This window comes from Streptomyces aureus (genome assembly GCF_000725495.1).
GTDB classification, from domain to species: domain Bacteria; phylum Actinomycetota; class Actinomycetes; order Streptomycetales; family Streptomycetaceae; genus Streptomyces; species Streptomyces aureus_B.
Window position 1 is genome coordinate 108,617 of sequence record NZ_KL647040.1, and the last position, 16,008, is coordinate 124,624.

At 72.3% G+C, this 16,008-nt stretch carries 16 protein-coding genes; 8 read left to right on the forward strand and 8 right to left on the reverse strand.

The window, feature by feature from the left end; genetic code table 11:
* Positions 1–49: 49 nt before the first annotated feature.
* Positions 50–1,432 (reverse strand): hypothetical protein, encoded by a 1,383-nt coding sequence (locus tag IO36_RS39150; RefSeq protein WP_425535573.1) that lies wholly within the window; start codon positions 1,430–1,432, stop codon positions 50–52.
* A gap of 113 nt (positions 1,433–1,545) precedes the next feature.
* Here IO36_RS39150 and IO36_RS39155 point away from each other — a divergent pair, with 113 nt between their 5' ends.
* Positions 1,546–2,907, forward strand: coding sequence for a molybdopterin-dependent oxidoreductase (locus IO36_RS39155; protein WP_209441335.1), 1,362 nt, complete (start codon positions 1,546–1,548; stop codon positions 2,905–2,907).
* Positions 2,908–3,205: 298 nt separating this feature from the next.
* Here IO36_RS39155 and IO36_RS49255 read toward each other — a convergent pair whose 3' ends face one another.
* From IO36_RS49255 to IO36_RS39170, 3 genes are read right to left on the reverse strand one after another with little or no spacing between them, the layout of a single operon-like run.
* Positions 3,206–3,946, reverse strand: a complete 741-nt coding sequence (locus IO36_RS49255; RefSeq protein ID WP_037627986.1) for a methyltransferase domain-containing protein — start codon at positions 3,944–3,946, stop codon at positions 3,206–3,208.
* Complete coding sequence (locus IO36_RS39165) at positions 3,943–4,560, reverse strand: TIGR04282 family arsenosugar biosynthesis glycosyltransferase (protein WP_037627730.1); 618 nt, start codon at positions 4,558–4,560, stop codon at positions 3,943–3,945. The genes IO36_RS49255 and IO36_RS39165 overlap by 4 nt, the downstream gene beginning before the upstream one ends.
* Positions 4,557–5,261 (reverse strand): glycosyltransferase family 2 protein, encoded by a 705-nt coding sequence (locus IO36_RS39170; RefSeq protein ID WP_037627733.1) that lies wholly within the window; start codon positions 5,259–5,261, stop codon positions 4,557–4,559. Before IO36_RS39170 ends, IO36_RS39165 begins: the two co-directional genes overlap by 4 nt.
* Positions 5,262–5,375: 114 nt before the next feature.
* Between IO36_RS39170 and IO36_RS39175 the strand changes: the two genes are divergently transcribed.
* Positions 5,376–6,101: a response regulator transcription factor gene (locus IO36_RS39175; RefSeq protein WP_037627735.1), complete on the forward strand. Its 726-nt coding sequence runs from the start codon at positions 5,376–5,378 to the stop codon at positions 6,099–6,101.
* Positions 6,102–6,103: 2 nt separating this feature from the next.
* Positions 6,104–7,213 carry a sensor histidine kinase gene (locus tag IO36_RS39180; protein ID WP_037627988.1) on the forward strand — a complete coding sequence of 370 codons (1,110 nt, stop codon included), beginning with the start codon at positions 6,104–6,106 and terminating at the stop codon, positions 7,211–7,213.
* 232 nt (positions 7,214–7,445) lie between these two features.
* On the opposite strand, the gene IO36_RS39185 is transcribed toward IO36_RS39180, so the two are convergent.
* Positions 7,446–8,447, reverse strand: a complete 1,002-nt coding sequence (locus IO36_RS39185) for an NAD-dependent epimerase/dehydratase family protein (RefSeq protein WP_037627737.1) — start codon at positions 8,445–8,447, stop codon at positions 7,446–7,448.
* Between the two features lie 124 nt (positions 8,448–8,571).
* On the opposite strand from IO36_RS39185, the gene IO36_RS39190 reads away from it, so the two are divergent.
* From IO36_RS39190 to IO36_RS39200, 3 genes are all read left to right on the forward strand, one after another.
* Positions 8,572–9,291, forward strand: a complete 720-nt coding sequence (locus tag IO36_RS39190; RefSeq protein ID WP_037627739.1) for a flavodoxin family protein — start codon at positions 8,572–8,574, stop codon at positions 9,289–9,291.
* Positions 9,292–9,481: 190 nt separating this feature from the next.
* A complete protein-coding gene (locus IO36_RS39195; RefSeq protein ID WP_037627742.1) occupies positions 9,482–10,303 on the forward strand; it encodes a tetratricopeptide repeat protein in 822 nt (273 codons plus the stop codon).
* A gap of 182 nt (positions 10,304–10,485) precedes the next feature.
* Entirely contained in the window at positions 10,486–11,628 is a 1,143-nt protein-coding gene (locus tag IO36_RS39200; protein ID WP_037627745.1) for a hypothetical protein, read from the forward strand.
* A 117-nt stretch (positions 11,629–11,745) separates the two neighbouring features.
* On the opposite strand, the gene IO36_RS39205 is transcribed toward IO36_RS39200, so the two are convergent.
* Positions 11,746–12,522 (reverse strand): hypothetical protein, encoded by a 777-nt coding sequence (locus IO36_RS39205; RefSeq protein WP_037627747.1) that lies wholly within the window; start codon positions 12,520–12,522, stop codon positions 11,746–11,748.
* Positions 12,523–12,843: 321 nt separating this feature from the next.
* On the opposite strand from IO36_RS39205, the gene IO36_RS39210 reads away from it, so the two are divergent.
* Positions 12,844–13,755 carry a hypothetical protein gene (locus IO36_RS39210; protein WP_158997745.1) on the forward strand — a complete coding sequence of 304 codons (912 nt, stop codon included), beginning with the start codon at positions 12,844–12,846 and terminating at the stop codon, positions 13,753–13,755.
* Between the two features lie 275 nt (positions 13,756–14,030).
* Here IO36_RS39210 and IO36_RS39215 read toward each other — a convergent pair whose 3' ends face one another.
* Entirely contained in the window at positions 14,031–14,381 is a 351-nt protein-coding gene (locus IO36_RS39215) for a DoxX family protein (RefSeq protein WP_037627751.1), read from the reverse strand.
* Between the two features lie 147 nt (positions 14,382–14,528).
* On the opposite strand from IO36_RS39215, the gene IO36_RS39220 reads away from it, so the two are divergent.
* On the forward strand, positions 14,529–14,894 hold the full coding sequence (locus IO36_RS39220; RefSeq protein WP_051901305.1) for a winged helix-turn-helix transcriptional regulator: 366 nt from the start codon (positions 14,529–14,531) through the stop codon (positions 14,892–14,894).
* 80 nt (positions 14,895–14,974) lie between these two features.
* Here the strand turns inward: IO36_RS39220 and IO36_RS39225 are convergent, their stop codons facing one another.
* Complete coding sequence (locus IO36_RS39225) at positions 14,975–15,949, reverse strand: zinc-binding dehydrogenase (RefSeq protein WP_037627754.1); 975 nt, start codon at positions 15,947–15,949, stop codon at positions 14,975–14,977.
* Positions 15,950–16,008: the final 59 nt, after the last annotated feature.

The window sequence follows — 16,008 nt, forward strand, 5'->3', positions numbered from 1 at the left end:
ACTGCCCTTGCCGCGCGCCCTCTTCGCCGTGGGAACCTCCTCACCGGTCTCACCACCCGGTGCGCAGGAGGTGGTTGAGGAGAAGCGCGAGCGTTGCCTGGAGCAGGAGCCAGGCGCGGGGGCGGGTGAGCAGAGCGCAGGAGGGGAGCAGCCACAGCGCGAAGGGGAGCCAGATGCGTTCCGTCTCCGCCTTGCTCATCCCGGAGAGATCGGCGAGCAGCAGGGCGAGGGCCGCGGCGGCGACGAGGAGCGCGAGGCGTCCGGTCTCGCGGTCCGCGGGGTCCCGCCGCAGCAGGACGGTACCCGTGCGCCGCAGTCCCGCCGCCGTCGCCAGACCGGTGATCAGGACCGTGCAGGCGAGATTGGCCCACACCCAGTACGTGTAGGGGCGGATTCCGCCCGCGCCCTGCCGGTACCGCGTCACCAGCAGTCGGTACGCCTCCCACCAGTCGAATCCGGCGAGCGTGAAGAGCACCGGGACCACGGCCGCCCCGAGGGCCGTCACCGCCGGCAGCATCGGTCGCTTCCGTACTCCCTGTCCTCCCAGCCACAGCACGGCTGCCGCGATCAGTGCGACGAGAGTGAGACCGTAGGACAGGTAGCACGTCAGGCCGAACAGGAGCCCGGAGGCACCGGCGGCCGCCAGGGATCCCCGGGTGACGGCCAGCGCGAGCAGCGCCAGGGCCCACGCCGCCACGGCGGTGAAGTAGGCGTCCGCCGAGGTGCCCATCCACACCGCCGCCGGGGCGAGCACCAGGAACGGGGCGGCCCGGCGTGCGAGGCCTTCCCCGGCCAGCGCTCGCACCGCGACGAGCACCGCCACACAGGCCGTCGCGCCGGTGGTGACGCACCAGGTTCCGGCCCAGGCGCCGCCATGCAGTCCGATCCGGTCGAGCAGGACGAAGGTGAGAGTGGCGGCCGGGGGGTGACCGGCGACGTGGGCGGGCCAGTGGCCGGGGGAGTGGATCAGGATGTGGTGGGTGAAGTCCCGCAGGGTGCCGGGGATGTCGTCGAAGCGGTGGATGACCTGGAGGTACTCGTAGCGCGTGGTGAGGCGGACGGCGACGCCCCGCTGCCAGCCGTCGATCAGCGCGAGGCCGAAGGTCCACGCCAGGGACGCTGCCCAGGCCACCAGGAGCAGGGCCCGCCAGCGCAGACGGGCCGCGACGGCGGGGCCGTACGCCACGACGGCAACCGCCACGAGCACGGCCGCCGGGGTGCCGGGACCCACGTGCGGTCCCCAGGACGCCAGGAGCGGTGGCCAGTCGACGCGAAGGGTGTGGTCGGTGTCCTGGATGTGACGGCCGATCAGGACGGCCGCCGTCACGAGCGCGGCGGCGGCCCCGGCGGCGTACAGGTCACGGCGCAGGTCGCGGACGGAGCCGCCGTCGAGCGGGATGCGCGCCTCGGTGGAGGGCAGGGTGCGGGTCACACCGGCACGCTAGGCCGATCGAAGGGAAGCGGGCTGCCGACCGGGCCGGACGTCAGCGTTTCGTCACAGGTCGGAGGCCCCTTCGAGAGGGAGCCAGGACCTACGGTCGGGGCATGCGAGACGATCCACGGCTCCCCTTCTCCCCCCGTTTCTGGCGCAGCCCGCTGCGGGGCCCCTGGTTCACGTCCGTGCTGGGCCTGGTCCTGCTCGTCGGCATCACGGTGCTGTTCGTGACGGGTCTGGTCTCGTACGCCGCCTACAACCCGGACCTGTCTCCGGTGAACGACAAGACGCCCGGCAAGGGCCTCCTCGGCTTCTACCTCTTCGCCTGGCCGACCCATCCGTACTGGCTGTACCGGCTCACGCAGGGCGTCCACGTCACGCTCGGCATCACCCTGGTCCCCGTCCTGCTGGCCAAGCTGTGGTCGGTGGTGCCCCGGTTGTTCGCGCTGCCCCCGGCCCGCTCGCTCACGCACGCCCTGGAGCGGCTCTCGCTGCTGCTGCTGGTGGGCGGCGGCCTGTTCGAGTTCGTGACCGGAATCCTGAACGTCCAGCTCGACTACGTCTTCCCGGGCTCGTTCTACGTCCTGCACTTCTACGGAGCGTGGGTGTTCTTCTCCGCCTTCGTGGCCCACGCGGTGCTGAAGACGCCCATGGCGCTGCGCAATCTGCGGCAGGCGCGGGACGAGCCGAGCGAACCGGTGCCCCCGGCTCCCGCGGAGCCGAACGATCCGGCGTCCCCGGGTCCCGCTGAGCCGAGCGAACCGGTGTCCCCGGGTCCCGCGGAGCCGAACGATCCGGTGTCACCGGCTCCCGCGGAGCCGAGCGATCTGGTGTCACCGGCTCCCGCGGAGCCCACGGTCTCCCGGCGAGGCGCCCTGTGGTTCGTCGGCGGCGGTTCGCTGCTGCTGCTCCTGACGACGGTCGGGCAGAGCTTCGACGGGCTGCGCCGCCTCGCCCTGCTCGCGCCGCACGGAGGCGCCGGCCCCGGTACCGGCCCGAACGGCTTCCAGATCAACAAGACCGCCGCGTACGCCGGCATCGACCCGGCGGAGACGAGCGAGGAGGCCTGGCGTCTCGTCGTCACCGGACGTACCGGCACCATCCGACTCAGCCGCGCCCAGCTCACCGAACTCCCGCAGCACAGCGCTGCGTTGCCCATCGCCTGCGTCGAAGGATGGTCGACCTCCGACCAGTGGTGGCGCGGGGTCCGGCTGCGCGACCTCGCGGCGCTCGTCGGCTACGACGGCGATCCGCCCGATGTGTTCGTCGAATCCCTCCAGCGCCACGGCGGCTTCCGCCGCGCGGCCCTGCGCGCCAACCAGGTGGCCGACCCCCGCTCTCTGCTCGCCCTGTACGTCAACGGCGAGGAGCTGTCCCCCGACCATGGCCACCCGGCGCGGATCATCGTGCCCGCGGCGCCCGGTGTGCTGAACACCAAATGGGTGGCCCGGCTGACCTTCGGAGACCTGTGATGCGCCACCGGATCGCGATCGGCAGCCCCCTCACCCTCCTGCTGCTCCTCTGTTCGTTCGCACTCGCCGCCTACGCGGGCGTACGCCTCCTCGCCGACGACTGGCTCCGCGTGGCGCTGTGGATCGCCGGGGCCGCGGTGCTGCACGACCTCGTCCTGCTGCCCCTGTACGCGGCGGCGGACCGGATGGTCGTGGGAAGGGTCGGCGCCCGGACGATGTACGTCCGGGCGCCCGCCGCCCTTTCGGGCCTGCTGCTCCTCGTGTGGTTCCCGCTGATCTCCGGTATGACGGCCGAGCGCTACCGGTCGGCCACCGGACAGTCCCCGGACGGCTTCCTCGCCCGCTGGCTGCTGATCACAGCCGCCCTCTTCGCCGGCTCGGCGCTGCTGCTGGCGGTGCGGGTGCGCAGGGCCAGGAAGCGGCGGCCCCCGGCCGACCACTGACCGGCCGGCTCCCACCCCCGCGCGTACCGCAGCAGGGCGGGGGTGCCGAGCCGGGCCCACGGAAAGGGAGTCCCGGTGGCGCTGCCGGCGTCGGTGATGCGGACGCGGTGGCGTTCGTCGACGTCCTGCGGGGTGGTCTCGGCGAGCAGCAGTCCGCGCGGTCGCAACAGCCCGGCCACCCGCTCCAGGAGAGCAGCCGGGTCACCGCCGATGCCGATGTTGCCGTCCATCAGCAGGACGGTGCCCCAGCGGCCCTCACTGGGCAGGGGATCGAACACCGAGCGCCGCAGCGCGTGGCCCCCGAGCCGCGCCGTGTGCTCGACCGCGGCCTCGCTCACGTCGATGCCCAGGGCCGTCCGTCCCCTCCCGGCGAGTTCGGCGACCAGCCGCCCGGGCCCGCAGCCGACGTCCAGCACGGCACCCTCGCACCGGTCCAGCACATCCCGGTCGACGACGTCGGCCCGCGCGCACCACCGCTCCACCTCCAGCGGCAGCAGCCAGCCGTCGGCGCGGCGCAGGAACAACGGCCCCCGCCCGGCGTGCAGGGCGGCCTCGTAGGAGTCGGCGGTGGCCCAGGGCGGCACGGTGGTGCTCATCGGCGGCCCGCCGCGGCACACTCGGCGAGGCGCTCCGCGAATCTGCCGCGCGGGGCCAGGGCGGCGGCCGCGTGCGCGTCGGCGGCGGTGTCCACGTCCCGCAGACAGGGCAGGTCACGCACCCTCAGACCCGCGGCGAGAAGCCGTTGCCGCTGTACGGCCCCGGTCTCCGGCGTCGACATGGGCACCCCGCGCAGCAGGTCGGGGTCGGGATCGGCCAGCCCGAGGGCCCAGAACCCACCGTCCTCGGCCGGCCCGAACCAGGCGTCGCAGCCGTCGAAGTCCACGGTGAGCAGCTCCGGAGTCACCTGCGGTGTGTCCATCCCGATGAGCAGGGCGGGACCGGCGCAGCGGGCGAAGGCGTGCGCCAGCCGCTCGTCCAGCCCGCCCGCGCACTGCGGCAGGACGTCGAAGCCCGGCGGCAGCCAGGGGCCGGGGGCACCGTCGAGGACGAGGATCCGTCGCGACGCCGGCGCGGCGGCAACCACTCGGAGCGTGTCGGCGAGGGCCGCCTCCGCGAGGTGCGCGGCCTCCTGGGGAGTGAACGGCGGGGTGAGCCGGGTCTTGACCCGGCCCGGGACCGGCTCCTTGGCGATGACGAGCAGCGTGGTCACCGGGCGCCCTCCGTCCGGACCGGCGTCTCCTGGAGGACCCGGCTCATGTCCCGGACCGCCTGCCACGTCCCCCGCCAGGTACCCGTCACCTTCGAGGCCCCGGTGCGCGGCAGATACGGCACGTCGTGCTCGGTGACACGCCAGCCCGCGTCGGCGGCGCGCACCACCATCTGCAGGGGATAGCCGCTGCGCCGGTCGGTGAGCCCGAGGCCGAGCAGCTGCTCACGCCGGGCGGCGCGCAAGGGACCCAGATCGTGCAGGCGCAGCCCGGTGCGGCGGCGCAGCAGGCGCGCCAGCGCCAGGTTCCCCGCGCGGGCGTGCGCGGGCCAGGCGGCCCGGCCCTGCGGCCGGCGCCGCCCGAGGACCAGGTCGGCCTCGCCGCCGCGGATCTCCTCGACGAAGGGCACGAGCAGCGCCGGGTCGAGGGAGGCGTCGCAGTCGCAGAAGCAGACGACCTCCGCGGTCGCGGCGGTCAGTCCCGCGTGGCAGGCCGAGCCGAAGCCGCGGCGCGGCTCGTGCACGACGGTCGCGCCGAGCGCGCGGGCTGCCTCCGCCGAGCCGTCGGTGGAACCGTTGTCGACCACGATCGCCCGCCAGCGGGCCGGGATCCGGGCGAGGACCCAGGGCAGGGCCTCCGCCTCGTTCAGGCACGGCAGGACGACGTCGACGTCTGAGGGTGGTGAGATGGTCACGGCTTTCACTGTACGAACGCGAACAGGGCATATCGGGCGGGCGCTCCTTACGAAACACGGACGTCGGACCCGCTCAGGGGACCGCGCCCCCTGCGGAGGCCGCCGGGGTGCGAGGCTGGAGCGATGCAACAGTCGTACGAGCCCGTGAAAGCGCCGGGCGCGGACCGAACCGCCCGGGTCCTGGTCGTGGACGACGACCCGACCGTCTCCGAGGTGGTCGCCGGCTACCTCGACCGCGCCGGCTACCTCGTCGACCGCGCAGACGACGGGCCGACCGCCCTCGCACGCGCCGGAGAACACCGGCCCGACCTGGTGGTCCTGGACCTGATGCTGCCCGGTATGGACGGTCTGGAGGTGTGCAGGCTGCTGCGCGCCGATGGCCCCGTGCCGGTCATCATGCTGACGGCGCGCGGCGACGAGGAGGACCGCATCCTCGGCCTGGAGGTCGGCGCCGACGACTACGTCACCAAGCCGTTCAGCCCCCGGGAACTGGTGCTGCGCGTGGAGTCCGTACTGCGCCGTTCCCGGCCCGACGCCGCGACGCCTCCCCTCCGGGCGGCAGGGGTCGCCGTCGATCCCGCCGCCCGCAGGGCCACCCGCGACGGCGCCGAACTCGCCCTGACACTCCGCGAGTTCGACCTGCTCTCGTTCTTCCTGCGCCACCCCGGCCGGGCCTTCAGCCGGGAGGACCTGATGCGTGAGGTGTGGGGGTGGGACTTCGGAGACCTCTCCACCGTCACCGTCCATGTCCGCCGGCTGCGCGGCAAGGTCGAGGACGACCCGGCCCGGCCCCGCCTGATCCAGACCGTGTGGGGCGTGGGCTACCGCTTCGAACCGGGTGGTGAATGACCGTGCGGGACACCTTGCTCATCGCCCTGTACGCCTTCGCCGGCGCCGCCGTCACCGGCCTCGCCGGAGCGGGCGTGCTGCGGCTGATCCGCCGCCGCTCGCTGACCGCCTCGCTCGCCGTGGTCGCGGCGGTCGGGGTCGTCGCGATGCTCGCGGGCACCCTCGCCGTCGCCTGGGCGATGTTCCTCTCCCCGCACGACCTGAGCGTCGTGACGACGGTCGTCGCCATGGCCGCCGCGGTCTCTCTCGGCACCGCGCTGCTGCTGGGCCGATGGGTGGTGGAACGCAGCCGCGAACTCGCCGACGCCGCACGCTCGTTCGCCGAAGGGCGGTTCACCGCGCCACCCGCCCCGGCCACCGCCGAACTGGAGGCGGTGAGCCGGGAACTGGCGGCCACCAGCGCCAGGCTGGCCGAGTCCAGGGACCGCGAGCGCACCCTCGAGCGATCCCGGCGGGAACTCGTCGCCTGGATCTCGCACGACCTGCGCACCCCGCTGGCCGGCCTGCGGGCCATGGCGGAGGCACTGGAGGACGGGGTCGCCGCCGACCCCCACCGCTACCTGAGGCAGATGCGCACCGAGGTCGATCGCCTCAACGGCATGGTCGGCGACCTCTTCGAGCTCTCCCGCATCCACGCGGGGACGCTGCCGCTCACTCCCTCCCGCATCTCCCTGTACGACCTGGTCGGTGACGCCCTGGCGGGCGCCGACCCGCTCGCCCAGGAACACGGCGTGCGGCTGGTCGGCGTCGGCGTGGAGCCGGTACCGGTCGAGGTGGACGCCAAGGAGATGAGCCGCGTCCTGGGCAACCTGCTGGTCAACGCGATCCGCCGGACCCCGGCCGACGGCACCGTCGCGATCGCCGCCGAGCGCTCACCCGACGGTGTGGTGCTCTCCGTGTCGGACGGCTGCGGCGGCATCCCCGAGGCCGACCTGCCCCGCGTCTTCGACACCGGCTGGCGTGGCACGCACGCGCGGACGCCGCCGGCGGGGGCGGGCCTGGGGCTGGCCATCGTCAGGGGCATCGTGGAGGCGCACCGGGGCCGTGCCACGGTACGCAACATCCCTGGTGGCTGCCGGTTCGAGGTGGTGCTGCCGGCTGCACCTGCGTGAACGGGGGCGCCTTCGGCTCGGCGGCTCCCGCTGTCAGGCGGCCTCGGCCGGCTTGGCTTCCGGACCCGGATGCGCGTGGGCTCCCATTTCGATGCGGTGCCGCCCTGCGTACCTTCGGCAACGCGGGCGCCGAGAGCCCGTTCCTTCGCGCTCTCGGCTCCGCTTGAGCAGGGGCACCCCCATCACACCGCCGGGCCGCCCTCGGGCGACGCCGCGAAGCGTCGTACAGGCCCTACCCCTCCCGCATCCCCGCCCGCGCGAACTCCGCCATTCCCTCCTCGAAGGCGACCGCCGGCTTCCAGCCCAGTTCGTTCCGCAGGCGCGAGGAGTCCGCGGTGATGTGCCGTACGTCCCCGAGCCGGTACGCGCCGGTGACGACCGGCTCGGGCCCGCCGCAGGCTGTGGCCAACGCCCGGGCCATCTCCCCGACGGTGTGCGGGTCTCCGCTGCCGGTGTTGTACGCGGTCAGCGCCCCCTCCCGCGCCTCGGCCTCCAGCGCGGCGACGTTGGCCGCGGCGACATCGCGCACATGCACGAAGTCCCGCCGCTGCCGCCCGTCCTCGAAGACGCGCGGAGCATCGCCGCGGGCCAGCGAGGAACGGAAGAAGGAGGCCACCCCGGCGTACGGGGTGTCGCGGGGCATCCGGGGCCCGTACACGTTGTGGTAGCGCAAGGACACCGCCGACCCGCCGGTACAGCGGGCCCACGCGGCGGCCAGATGCTCCTGGGCGAGCTTGGTCGTGGCGTACACGTTGCGCGGATCGGCCGGAGCCTCCTCGCCGACCAGACCGGGAGCCAGGTCCTGCCCGCACTCCGGGCAAGCGGGCTCGAAACGGCCCGCTTCGAGGTCACCGACGGCGCGCGGCCCGGGCCGCACGGTTCCGTGCCGCGGGCACACGTACCGCCCCTCCCCGTAGACGACCATCGACCCGGCCATCACGAGACGCCTCACCCTCGCCTCCGCCATGGCGGCGAGCAGCACGGCCGTGCCCAGGTCGTTGCGGGAGACGTACTCCGCCGCGTCGAGGACGCCGTTGCCCAGCCCGACCATCGCCGCCTGATGGCACACCGCATCGACCCCGGCGAGCGCCCGTTCCACGGCGGCGGGGTCACGCACGTCGGCGCCGGGATCCTTGCGGAGGTCGAACACGACCGGTTCGTGCCCCCGCTCCCTCAGCACATCGACGAGATGGGACCCGATGAACCCGGCACCGCCGGTGACCAGTACACGCATACGGCCACGCTAGGTCCGCCGGCCCGCCCGGCACCGTGACCCGCCGGACACGTCATCACCCTGTAAGACCTCACGGGCGCGTCGAACCGGGACACAACGCCCCACGCGCGAGACGCTGCCCGGCATGGACGCATCCTCCTCCCACCGGTTCGACGATCTCAGCGCGCTCTTCATCAACTGCACCCTCAAACCGTCCCCGCAGCTCAGCCACACCCAGGGGCTGATCGACAAGAGCCGTTCGATCATGGACGCGCAGGGCGTGTCGACGGCCGAGATCCGGGCGATCGACCACGACATCGCCACCGGTGTCTACCCCGACATGACCGAGCACGGCTTCGCGACGGACGAGTGGCCGGCCCTGTACGAGAAGGTGATGGCCGCCGACATCCTCGTGCTCGCCGGCCCGATCTGGCTCGGCGACAACAGCTCGGTGACGAAGAGGGTCATCGAGCGTCTCTACGCCTGCTCGTCGCTCCTGAACTCCCAGGGCCAGTACGCCTACTACGGGCGCGTCGGCGGCTGTCTGATCACCGGCAACGAGGACGGCGTCAAGCACTGTGCGATGAACGTCCTCTACAGCCTCCAGCACCTCGGCTACACGATCCCGCCCCAGGCGGACGCCGGCTGGATCGGCGCTGCGGGCCCCGGCCCGTCCTACCTCGACCCGGGCTCGGGCGGCCCCGAGAACGACTTCACCAACCGCAACACCAGCTTCATGACCTGGAACCTCCTCCATCTCGCGGCCCTCCTCAAGCGAGCCGGGGGAATTCCCGCCTACGGCAACCAGCGCTCGGAATGGGACGCGGGCTGCCGCCCGGGAGCCGACAACCCGGAACACCGCTGACCGGAGCGGTGACTCGCATGAGGCATGGGTCCGCGGCCCGACGGAACCCGGAAGGGTGCCCCCGCCAGCTCGACCGAGCGCCGCGGCCCGTCAAGTCGGCCACTCACGACGGGAGTTGAGTGAGACAGAGCGACGTGCAACGGTGACCCCGCCATCGAACGTGCGTGCGTGGAGTTCGTAGGATCTGCGCATGCGATTCTTCCGGCGGGGCCGATACGAGCTCGAAGAGATACGAAAGGGCCCGTTGCGGTCGGCGGCCACCCTGTACGCGACCGGGCGATACGCCGAGGCCGAGACGGAGGCCCGTGCCGTTGCCGCGGCTCGCTCCCGGCGGCCCGGTGACGCATGGGCGCCGATCGCGCTGGGCATCGCCGCGCTCGCCACGAGCGCCCAGGGCCGTCACGCCGAGGCCGTGGCCGCGTACGACGAACTGCTTCCGGTCCTCCGCAAGACCTTCGGCGCCGAGCACGTCCAGACCCTCAAGCTGCGCTCGGACCGCGCCCAGACGCTGCCCGTGCTCGGCCGCGCCGCAGAAGGCGCAGCCGAGTGCGCGGCGATCGCCGAGGCCGCGGCCCGCGGCACGGGTCCGGAGATGCGGCTCCTCGGCGCCGGCGCACGCAACGGTCTGGCCTTCGCGCTCAACGCCCAAGGCCACCACCAACAGGCCGAGTCGGTCATCCGCGAGGCGCTGGCCGACCACCGGGAGGCGGACCGCTTCACCGTGGTCCTGCGACTCGGCCTGGCCCGCAGCTTCAACGGCCAGGCCCGCCACGAGGAGGCCCTCGCCGAAGTGGAGTACGCCGATCGGCTGTACCGCACCCTCGAAAACCGCACCGCGGAGTCCGCCGCCGTCGATCTGGCCAGGGCGACCGCCCTGCTGGGACTGGGGCGCACCGCCGAGGCCCGCTCCCATGCCACGGCCGCCCACGATGCCGGCCTGCACGCGTTCGGCCCGGATCACCGCAACACCGTCGAGGCCCGGGAACTGCTCGACCGGATCGACGCCGCCTGACCGGAACTCGGCGCCGGCCCGCTCGGATTGCGTGCTCGTAGCGATCTCGAGGAAGGCGAGCGCTCCCGAACATCCATACCTTCGGACCGTCGCCGTAGACCTTCGACCGACGGCGTGCAGCCGGGTGGCTTCCCAGACTGGGGCAGAGGCGAAGGACGCCGGTGCGGGAGTCGGGAGGCGCGATGCGAGGGACGTCGGGGATCAGCCGGGCGCGGTTTCTGGGGATGGCGGCGGCCGTCGGGGGCGCGGTGGCGCTGCCCGTCGGCACGGCGGGGCAGGCCGCGGCCTCGGACGGGCGGCCGGCGTCCGGCCGGCGTGGGCTGACCCACCGGGGCGTCGTGTACGAGGTCGGCGCCGGAGAGACGCCCGCGACGGCCTGGAACTCCAGGACCATGCGCGCGGACCTGCGCGCCATCTCCCGTGACCTGCACGCCGATTCCGTCAAGGTCACAGGAGATGGTGTCGCACGGCTGACCGCGACCGCGGTCGAGGCGGCGGAGAGGGGCCTGAACGTCTGGCTCGAACCGACCCTCGGGGACGTGCCCGAGCGGGAGATCCTGGACCATCTCGCGGAGACGGGCCGGTACGCCGAGCGGCTGCGGCGGCAGGGCGCCGGCGTGCATCTGAGCGTCGGCTGCGAGTTCGTGCTGTACGTCCCCGGCATCGTGCCCGGCGCGAACGCCCAGGAGCGCGTCGAGAACCTGCTCAAGGGCAACTTCGACCCGGTGCTCATGACCCGGCGGCTGCACCGGTTCACCGCGAAGGCCGCGAAGGTGGGCCGGTCCGTCTTCAAGGGGCGACTGACGTACGCTGCGGCCCAGGACGAGGACGTCGACTGGCGTCTCTTCGACCTCGTGGGCATCGACTACTACGCGTACTTCCGACGGCCCTCGGACTACCTCCGCGACCTCGCCGCCTACCGCCGCTTCGGAAAGCCCGTAGCCGTCATGGAGTTCGGCTGCTGCACCTTCGAGGGCGCGCCGGAGCGCGGCGGCATGGGCTGGGACGTCGTCGACCATACGAAGGAACCGCCGGAGATCGAGGCGGGTGTCGTGCGCAGCGAGCGCGCCCAGGCCCGGTATCTGACGGACGTACTGGCCGCGTTCGAGACGATGGGGCTGTACTCGGCGATGGCGTACACCTTCGTCTCCCGCGACGCACCGCATCGCCCGCGAGACCCGCGCCACGACCTCGACACGGCGAGCTACAGCATCGTGAAGACCATCGAGGACCGCCCCGGCGACCCTGCCTCCGGCGTGCACTGGCAGCCCAAGGCGGCCTTCCACGCCCTGGCCCGGCAGTACGGGCGTGCCCGCCGCGGCTGACGTCCCGCGACGGTGTCGTACCGCCGTGGCACCCGGCCGTCGCACCGCACCTGTGTCGTACCGTCGTGGCACCCAGCCGCCGTACGCGCCGGTGTCGCGCCGCCGTCAGTACCGCCGTCAGTAGCGCCAGGCGAAGGACGCGCTGTCCCGCATGTCGCCCGCGCAGGCGATGTCGGCGATCCGGTACGCGAAACGCTGGTAGGCGGCCTCCTGTTCGGCGGTCAGTACCCGCCGTGCCGGTGCGCCGGTGTCCGCCCCGTCCGCCGGGGCGAGCAGGGGCCGCAGCAGTGCCAGGTCCTGCGGCTCCGGCTCGGGGCGGAGCGTGTCGAGCATGATCCGCAGGTTGTTGCACAGGCTCGAGGGGGTGGACGGGCCGAGCGGGGACGGGTGCTGTTCCGCGATCCGGTCCAGCAGGGCGCTGCCGTGCAGCCGACCCTTCAGAACCGTCGTCAGTCGGTCCACGAGGGCCTCGAGGGTGTCGAGGTCCCGTGCCGCGATCTCCACCAGGTGGACGGGTATGTGTTCGCGGCCGTCGGGGCTCCACAGGCCGCTGCCCCGGGCGACCCGGTCGCGCTCCTCCGTCGCCTGCCGGCAGATCCGGTCCACGACCGATTCCCCAGGGTTGCCGGGTTCGGCGAAGGGGTCGACGTAGTCGGGAACATCAGTGAGCAGCCCCTCGGGGAGCGCGGCGCGCAGCGCCTCCCAGGCCGTCAGGGCGGCCACCGGGTCCACTCCGTCCGGCAGTTGGGCCGGCTGCTCGACGGCCGCGTCCGCGAGCGGGGCGAGGAGCTTGGAGTGCGCCAGGTGCATGTAGCAGAGCCAGGAAGGGTCGCCCGGCACGAGCCGTTCGCAGCGCACGTCGACCGTGCCGGGGGTGTCTTCGCCGAGCGTCACAGGATCCTCCGAGGCCGGTTTCGGGCATGGGGGACGGGCGTACGTACGCGCCCGTCCAACGAGTCTCCATCATATCGTCATACTGACGATATCGGCGTCGCTTCTCTGAACTCCCCCCGCGCCCGGCCGGCATGGGCCCGCAATGCGCTTTCCCGGTCATCGACACCGGCGCGACCGTGCATCCGCCTGCCGATTGCTCGGCACATTTCGACATACCTCACCCAACAGCGCATTTGGGCTATAGATTCGCAACCCGACCGCGTGGCAGTGACATGGCCCGGTGCGCGGGCGAGCGGTCGAGGCATGGGGACACGGGGGAACGTGGTGCGTGTACGAGGGTTGTGGATCGGCCTGACGGCGGTGGCCGTCACGGCGACCGGATGCGCGGCGGGGCCGCCCGACGCGCGGGAAAGCCCCTCCGCGGCGGCGTCTTCCGCCCCCGGCGCCGACACGTCGGCAGACGCGGCGAACCTGAGCCCCCAGGAACGGGCCGCCCGCGCGGTCCAACAGGCCATGGTCGGCCGCCGCGTGACCGCGTTCGACATCGATGCACGCAATGTCAGTGACCCGGCGGAATTCCACGGCCAGGGACGTATCGACATGTCCTCGGGTCGTACGCGGGCCGCCGCGACCCACGTCCTGTACGAGCCGGGAGAGGACCCGTGGTTCCCCCCGGACGTCGTGGTGATCGGGAACCACGCCTGGGTGACCCCGGACAACTCTCCCACCACCGACTCGGCGACGTACGGGCCGACCACCTACGTCGGCGACGCCGGTGCCGCGACGGACGACTCCGCCGTCGGCAACGCCCTGCAGACGCGCTGGCTGGCGTCACCGGAACACCTCGCGGCGCTGATCGCACACGCCGACCACTTCCGCGAAACCGACCGCGGTGGACGGGAACTCACCGGCAGGGTCGCCCTCTCGACCCTGGCTGCCGACCCGACGGGGGCCTTCTTCTACCGCCCCTACGCCAAGGCGAGTCCGGGCAAGGAAGTCTCCTTCACCCTCGTCACAGGCACCGACCACCTGCCGGTGTCCCTGAATATGACCGTCCCCTTCCGCCACGACGACACGGACTATCTTTCCCAGTTCACCGTCGACCCCTTCTCGGTGACGTACCGAGACTGGGGCAAGGGGAAATCCATCACCCCACCGGCGCCGTCCCCGTCCCCTCAGTGGGGCGGGCTCCCACCGCGGAACGACCCGACGACGACGCAACCGGCTGGCTGACCAGGGTTGGTCGTTCGCCGCACTTCCGCTGCACTCCGCCCGCGCCACCGGAAGTGCCTCGGTGGCGCGGTTCCAACCGGGCGAACCGGCCCGCCACTTTGCCGACCAGGCCCTCGAATGACGAACGCCACCAGGCAGGGCCTGCGGTGTGGCCCCCGGCCCTCGGCCGATCCTCGTTCGTCGAAACAACTCACGATGATCAACGGTGGCTGCCCTCAGAGGAGACCGGCCTCACCCAGCACGATCAAGGCCCGTGTCAGATCGGCTGTCCGCCGTCAGAGGGTGGCAGCGCGCAGCATTATCAGGGCGACGGAGGCCACGGTGAGGACCACCGCCGGAAGCGCGCCCTTGCGGTCGCCGACGCGCAGGTGGAAGGCGACCGCCCCGGCGAAATAGAGCGTCAGGCCGATCGCGGCGGCGATTCCGACAGGTCCCCACCGGAGTCCGGCGATCGCACCGGCCGCGCCCGCGACCTGAGCACCAGTCAGGAAGGCCATCATGCCCTCCGGTACTCCCAGGGTGGACATCTGCTCGGTGATGTGCCGCGTCCGCAGAGACTTGGCCCCGGCCGATACCAGGAGAACTGCCGACACGAACACGGTAAGGACGGCAAGGGAGACGAACATGGCTGAACCTCAATCATGGAGATGCGAGTAAGAGGCGTGCGCACCTCGACGACGATAGGCAGCCGTTAGGTACCTCCAGGTAACCTTCGGGGCGTGAGCTTGCGACCTGGAATTGCCTTCCTCGCCGACTGTCCCGCCCTCCTGGCCATGGAGATCATCGCCAGCAAGTGGTCCATGGTCACGCTCTTCGCGCTGACCGATGGCCCGTTGCGCCACGGCGAGCTGGTCGAGCTGAGCGGTGGCATCTCGCGCAAGGTACTGACCCAGACGCTGCGCCGGCTCCAAGCCAACGGGCTCGTCGAGCGGCACGCGTACGCCGAGGCGCCGCCGCGCGTGGAGTACGGCCTGACCGATCTCGGGCGAACCCTGGAGGAGCCCATCAGGATGCTCACCGCATGGGCGCGGGAAAACGGTGAGGCGGTCGTCACCTTCCGGGAAGCAGCCGAGGCGGACCAGGACGATCGAAGCAGACCAGGCGACCCCGGTGAAGACCCCATCAATAGAAGACGCTGAGCTTCTAGACCCTGCGCTGGGATGACTTGACCGTCCTTGTGAGCGGGGCCCTCCTGCAAGAGGTCAACGACGACCGTAGGTCACGGTGTCAGGACGATGCGCCCGAAGACCTCGCCGGCGTCCATCCGCCGGTGGGCGTCTGCTGCTGCTTCGAGCGGGAGGACGGCGTGGACGACGGTGCTGAGGTCGCCCTTCACCGCGGCCTCGAACTGGTCGGCGCGTATCCGGGCCAGGTCAGCTCGCGGCACTGTGTCCAGACTGAAGGTTGCGACCGACACAGACCGCCGGAACCGGCTCAGCAGCACCGACCCGAAGTCCGCCGGAGGAGGCCCGGCAACGAGGCCGACCAGCACTAGTCGACCATTGGGTGAGAGTCGCGCGAGGAACGAGGGCAGCGCGGGCCCAGCGACGATGTCGACGATCACATCGAAGCCGGCCGGCTCGGGCCCAAGCGTACTGTTCCCACCACGGTCGAGCACATGTGTCGCGCCATACTCCATCAGCCGCTCGCCCCGCTCGGCTGACGACGTAGTCACCGCGACTGCCCCCGCGCCCGCGCGGGCTGCGATCTCGACGGCTGCGATGCCGATGCTGCCGGCCGCGCCACGTACCAGCACGGATTCGTCCTTGGCGAAGTGCGCCTGCTGCAGGGCGAAGTGCGCCACCGGGCCCGCGCTGCCGAGTGTCACCGCGTCCACGGGCGTCAGGCCGGCGGGAAGTGGCGTGACGTTCTCGATCCGCGCGACCACGTACTCGGCGTAGCCGCCAGAGACGCCGGTGAACGCCCAGACACGTCGGTTGAGCCACGACGCCTCGACGCCCGCTCCAACGGCGGTGATCGTGCCGGCCACCTCGCTTCCAGGCACCAGACCATCGCGGGACATGGCCGGGCCGAGTGCGCCCAGCGTGCCGCGCCGGATCACCGCGTCGACGCCGCCGACCCCGATCGCCGCGGTCCGGATGACGACCTCGCCTGCGTTTGGGTCGGGGACGGGGACAGAGACGACCTCCATGCCGTCCGGGCTGCCGAAGGTACGGATCGAGACTGCTCGCATGCGTCGCTCCCAACTGGTTCGAGCCGGTTGGCTCCCGTACGATCGAACGTAACGGACGC

Bases quoted from the DNA above. Each gene is read 5' to 3' on its own strand.
- IO36_RS39195 (WP_037627742.1), top strand. From the start codon at position 9,482: ATGCGATTCTTCCGGCGGGGCCGATACGAGCTCGAAGAGATACGAAAG.
- IO36_RS39220 (WP_051901305.1), top strand. From the start codon at position 14,529: ATGGAGATCATCGCCAGCAAGTGGTCCATGGTCACGCTCTTCGCGCTG.
- IO36_RS39200 (WP_037627745.1), top strand. From the start codon at position 10,486: ATGCGAGGGACGTCGGGGATCAGCCGGGCGCGGTTTCTGGGGATGGCG.
- IO36_RS49255 (WP_037627986.1), bottom strand. From the start codon at position 3,946: ATGAGCACCACCGTGCCGCCCTGGGCCACCGCCGACTCCTACGAGGCC.
- IO36_RS39190 (WP_037627739.1), top strand. From the start codon at position 8,572: ATGGACGCATCCTCCTCCCACCGGTTCGACGATCTCAGCGCGCTCTTC.
- IO36_RS39185 (WP_037627737.1), bottom strand. From the start codon at position 8,447: ATGCGTGTACTGGTCACCGGCGGTGCCGGGTTCATCGGGTCCCATCTC.
- IO36_RS39155 (WP_209441335.1), top strand. From the start codon at position 1,546: ATGCGAGACGATCCACGGCTCCCCTTCTCCCCCCGTTTCTGGCGCAGC.
- IO36_RS39175 (WP_037627735.1), top strand. From the start codon at position 5,376: ATGCAACAGTCGTACGAGCCCGTGAAAGCGCCGGGCGCGGACCGAACC.
- IO36_RS39215 (WP_037627751.1), bottom strand. From the start codon at position 14,381: ATGTTCGTCTCCCTTGCCGTCCTTACCGTGTTCGTGTCGGCAGTTCTC.
- IO36_RS39225 (WP_037627754.1), bottom strand. From the start codon at position 15,949: ATGCGAGCAGTCTCGATCCGTACCTTCGGCAGCCCGGACGGCATGGAG.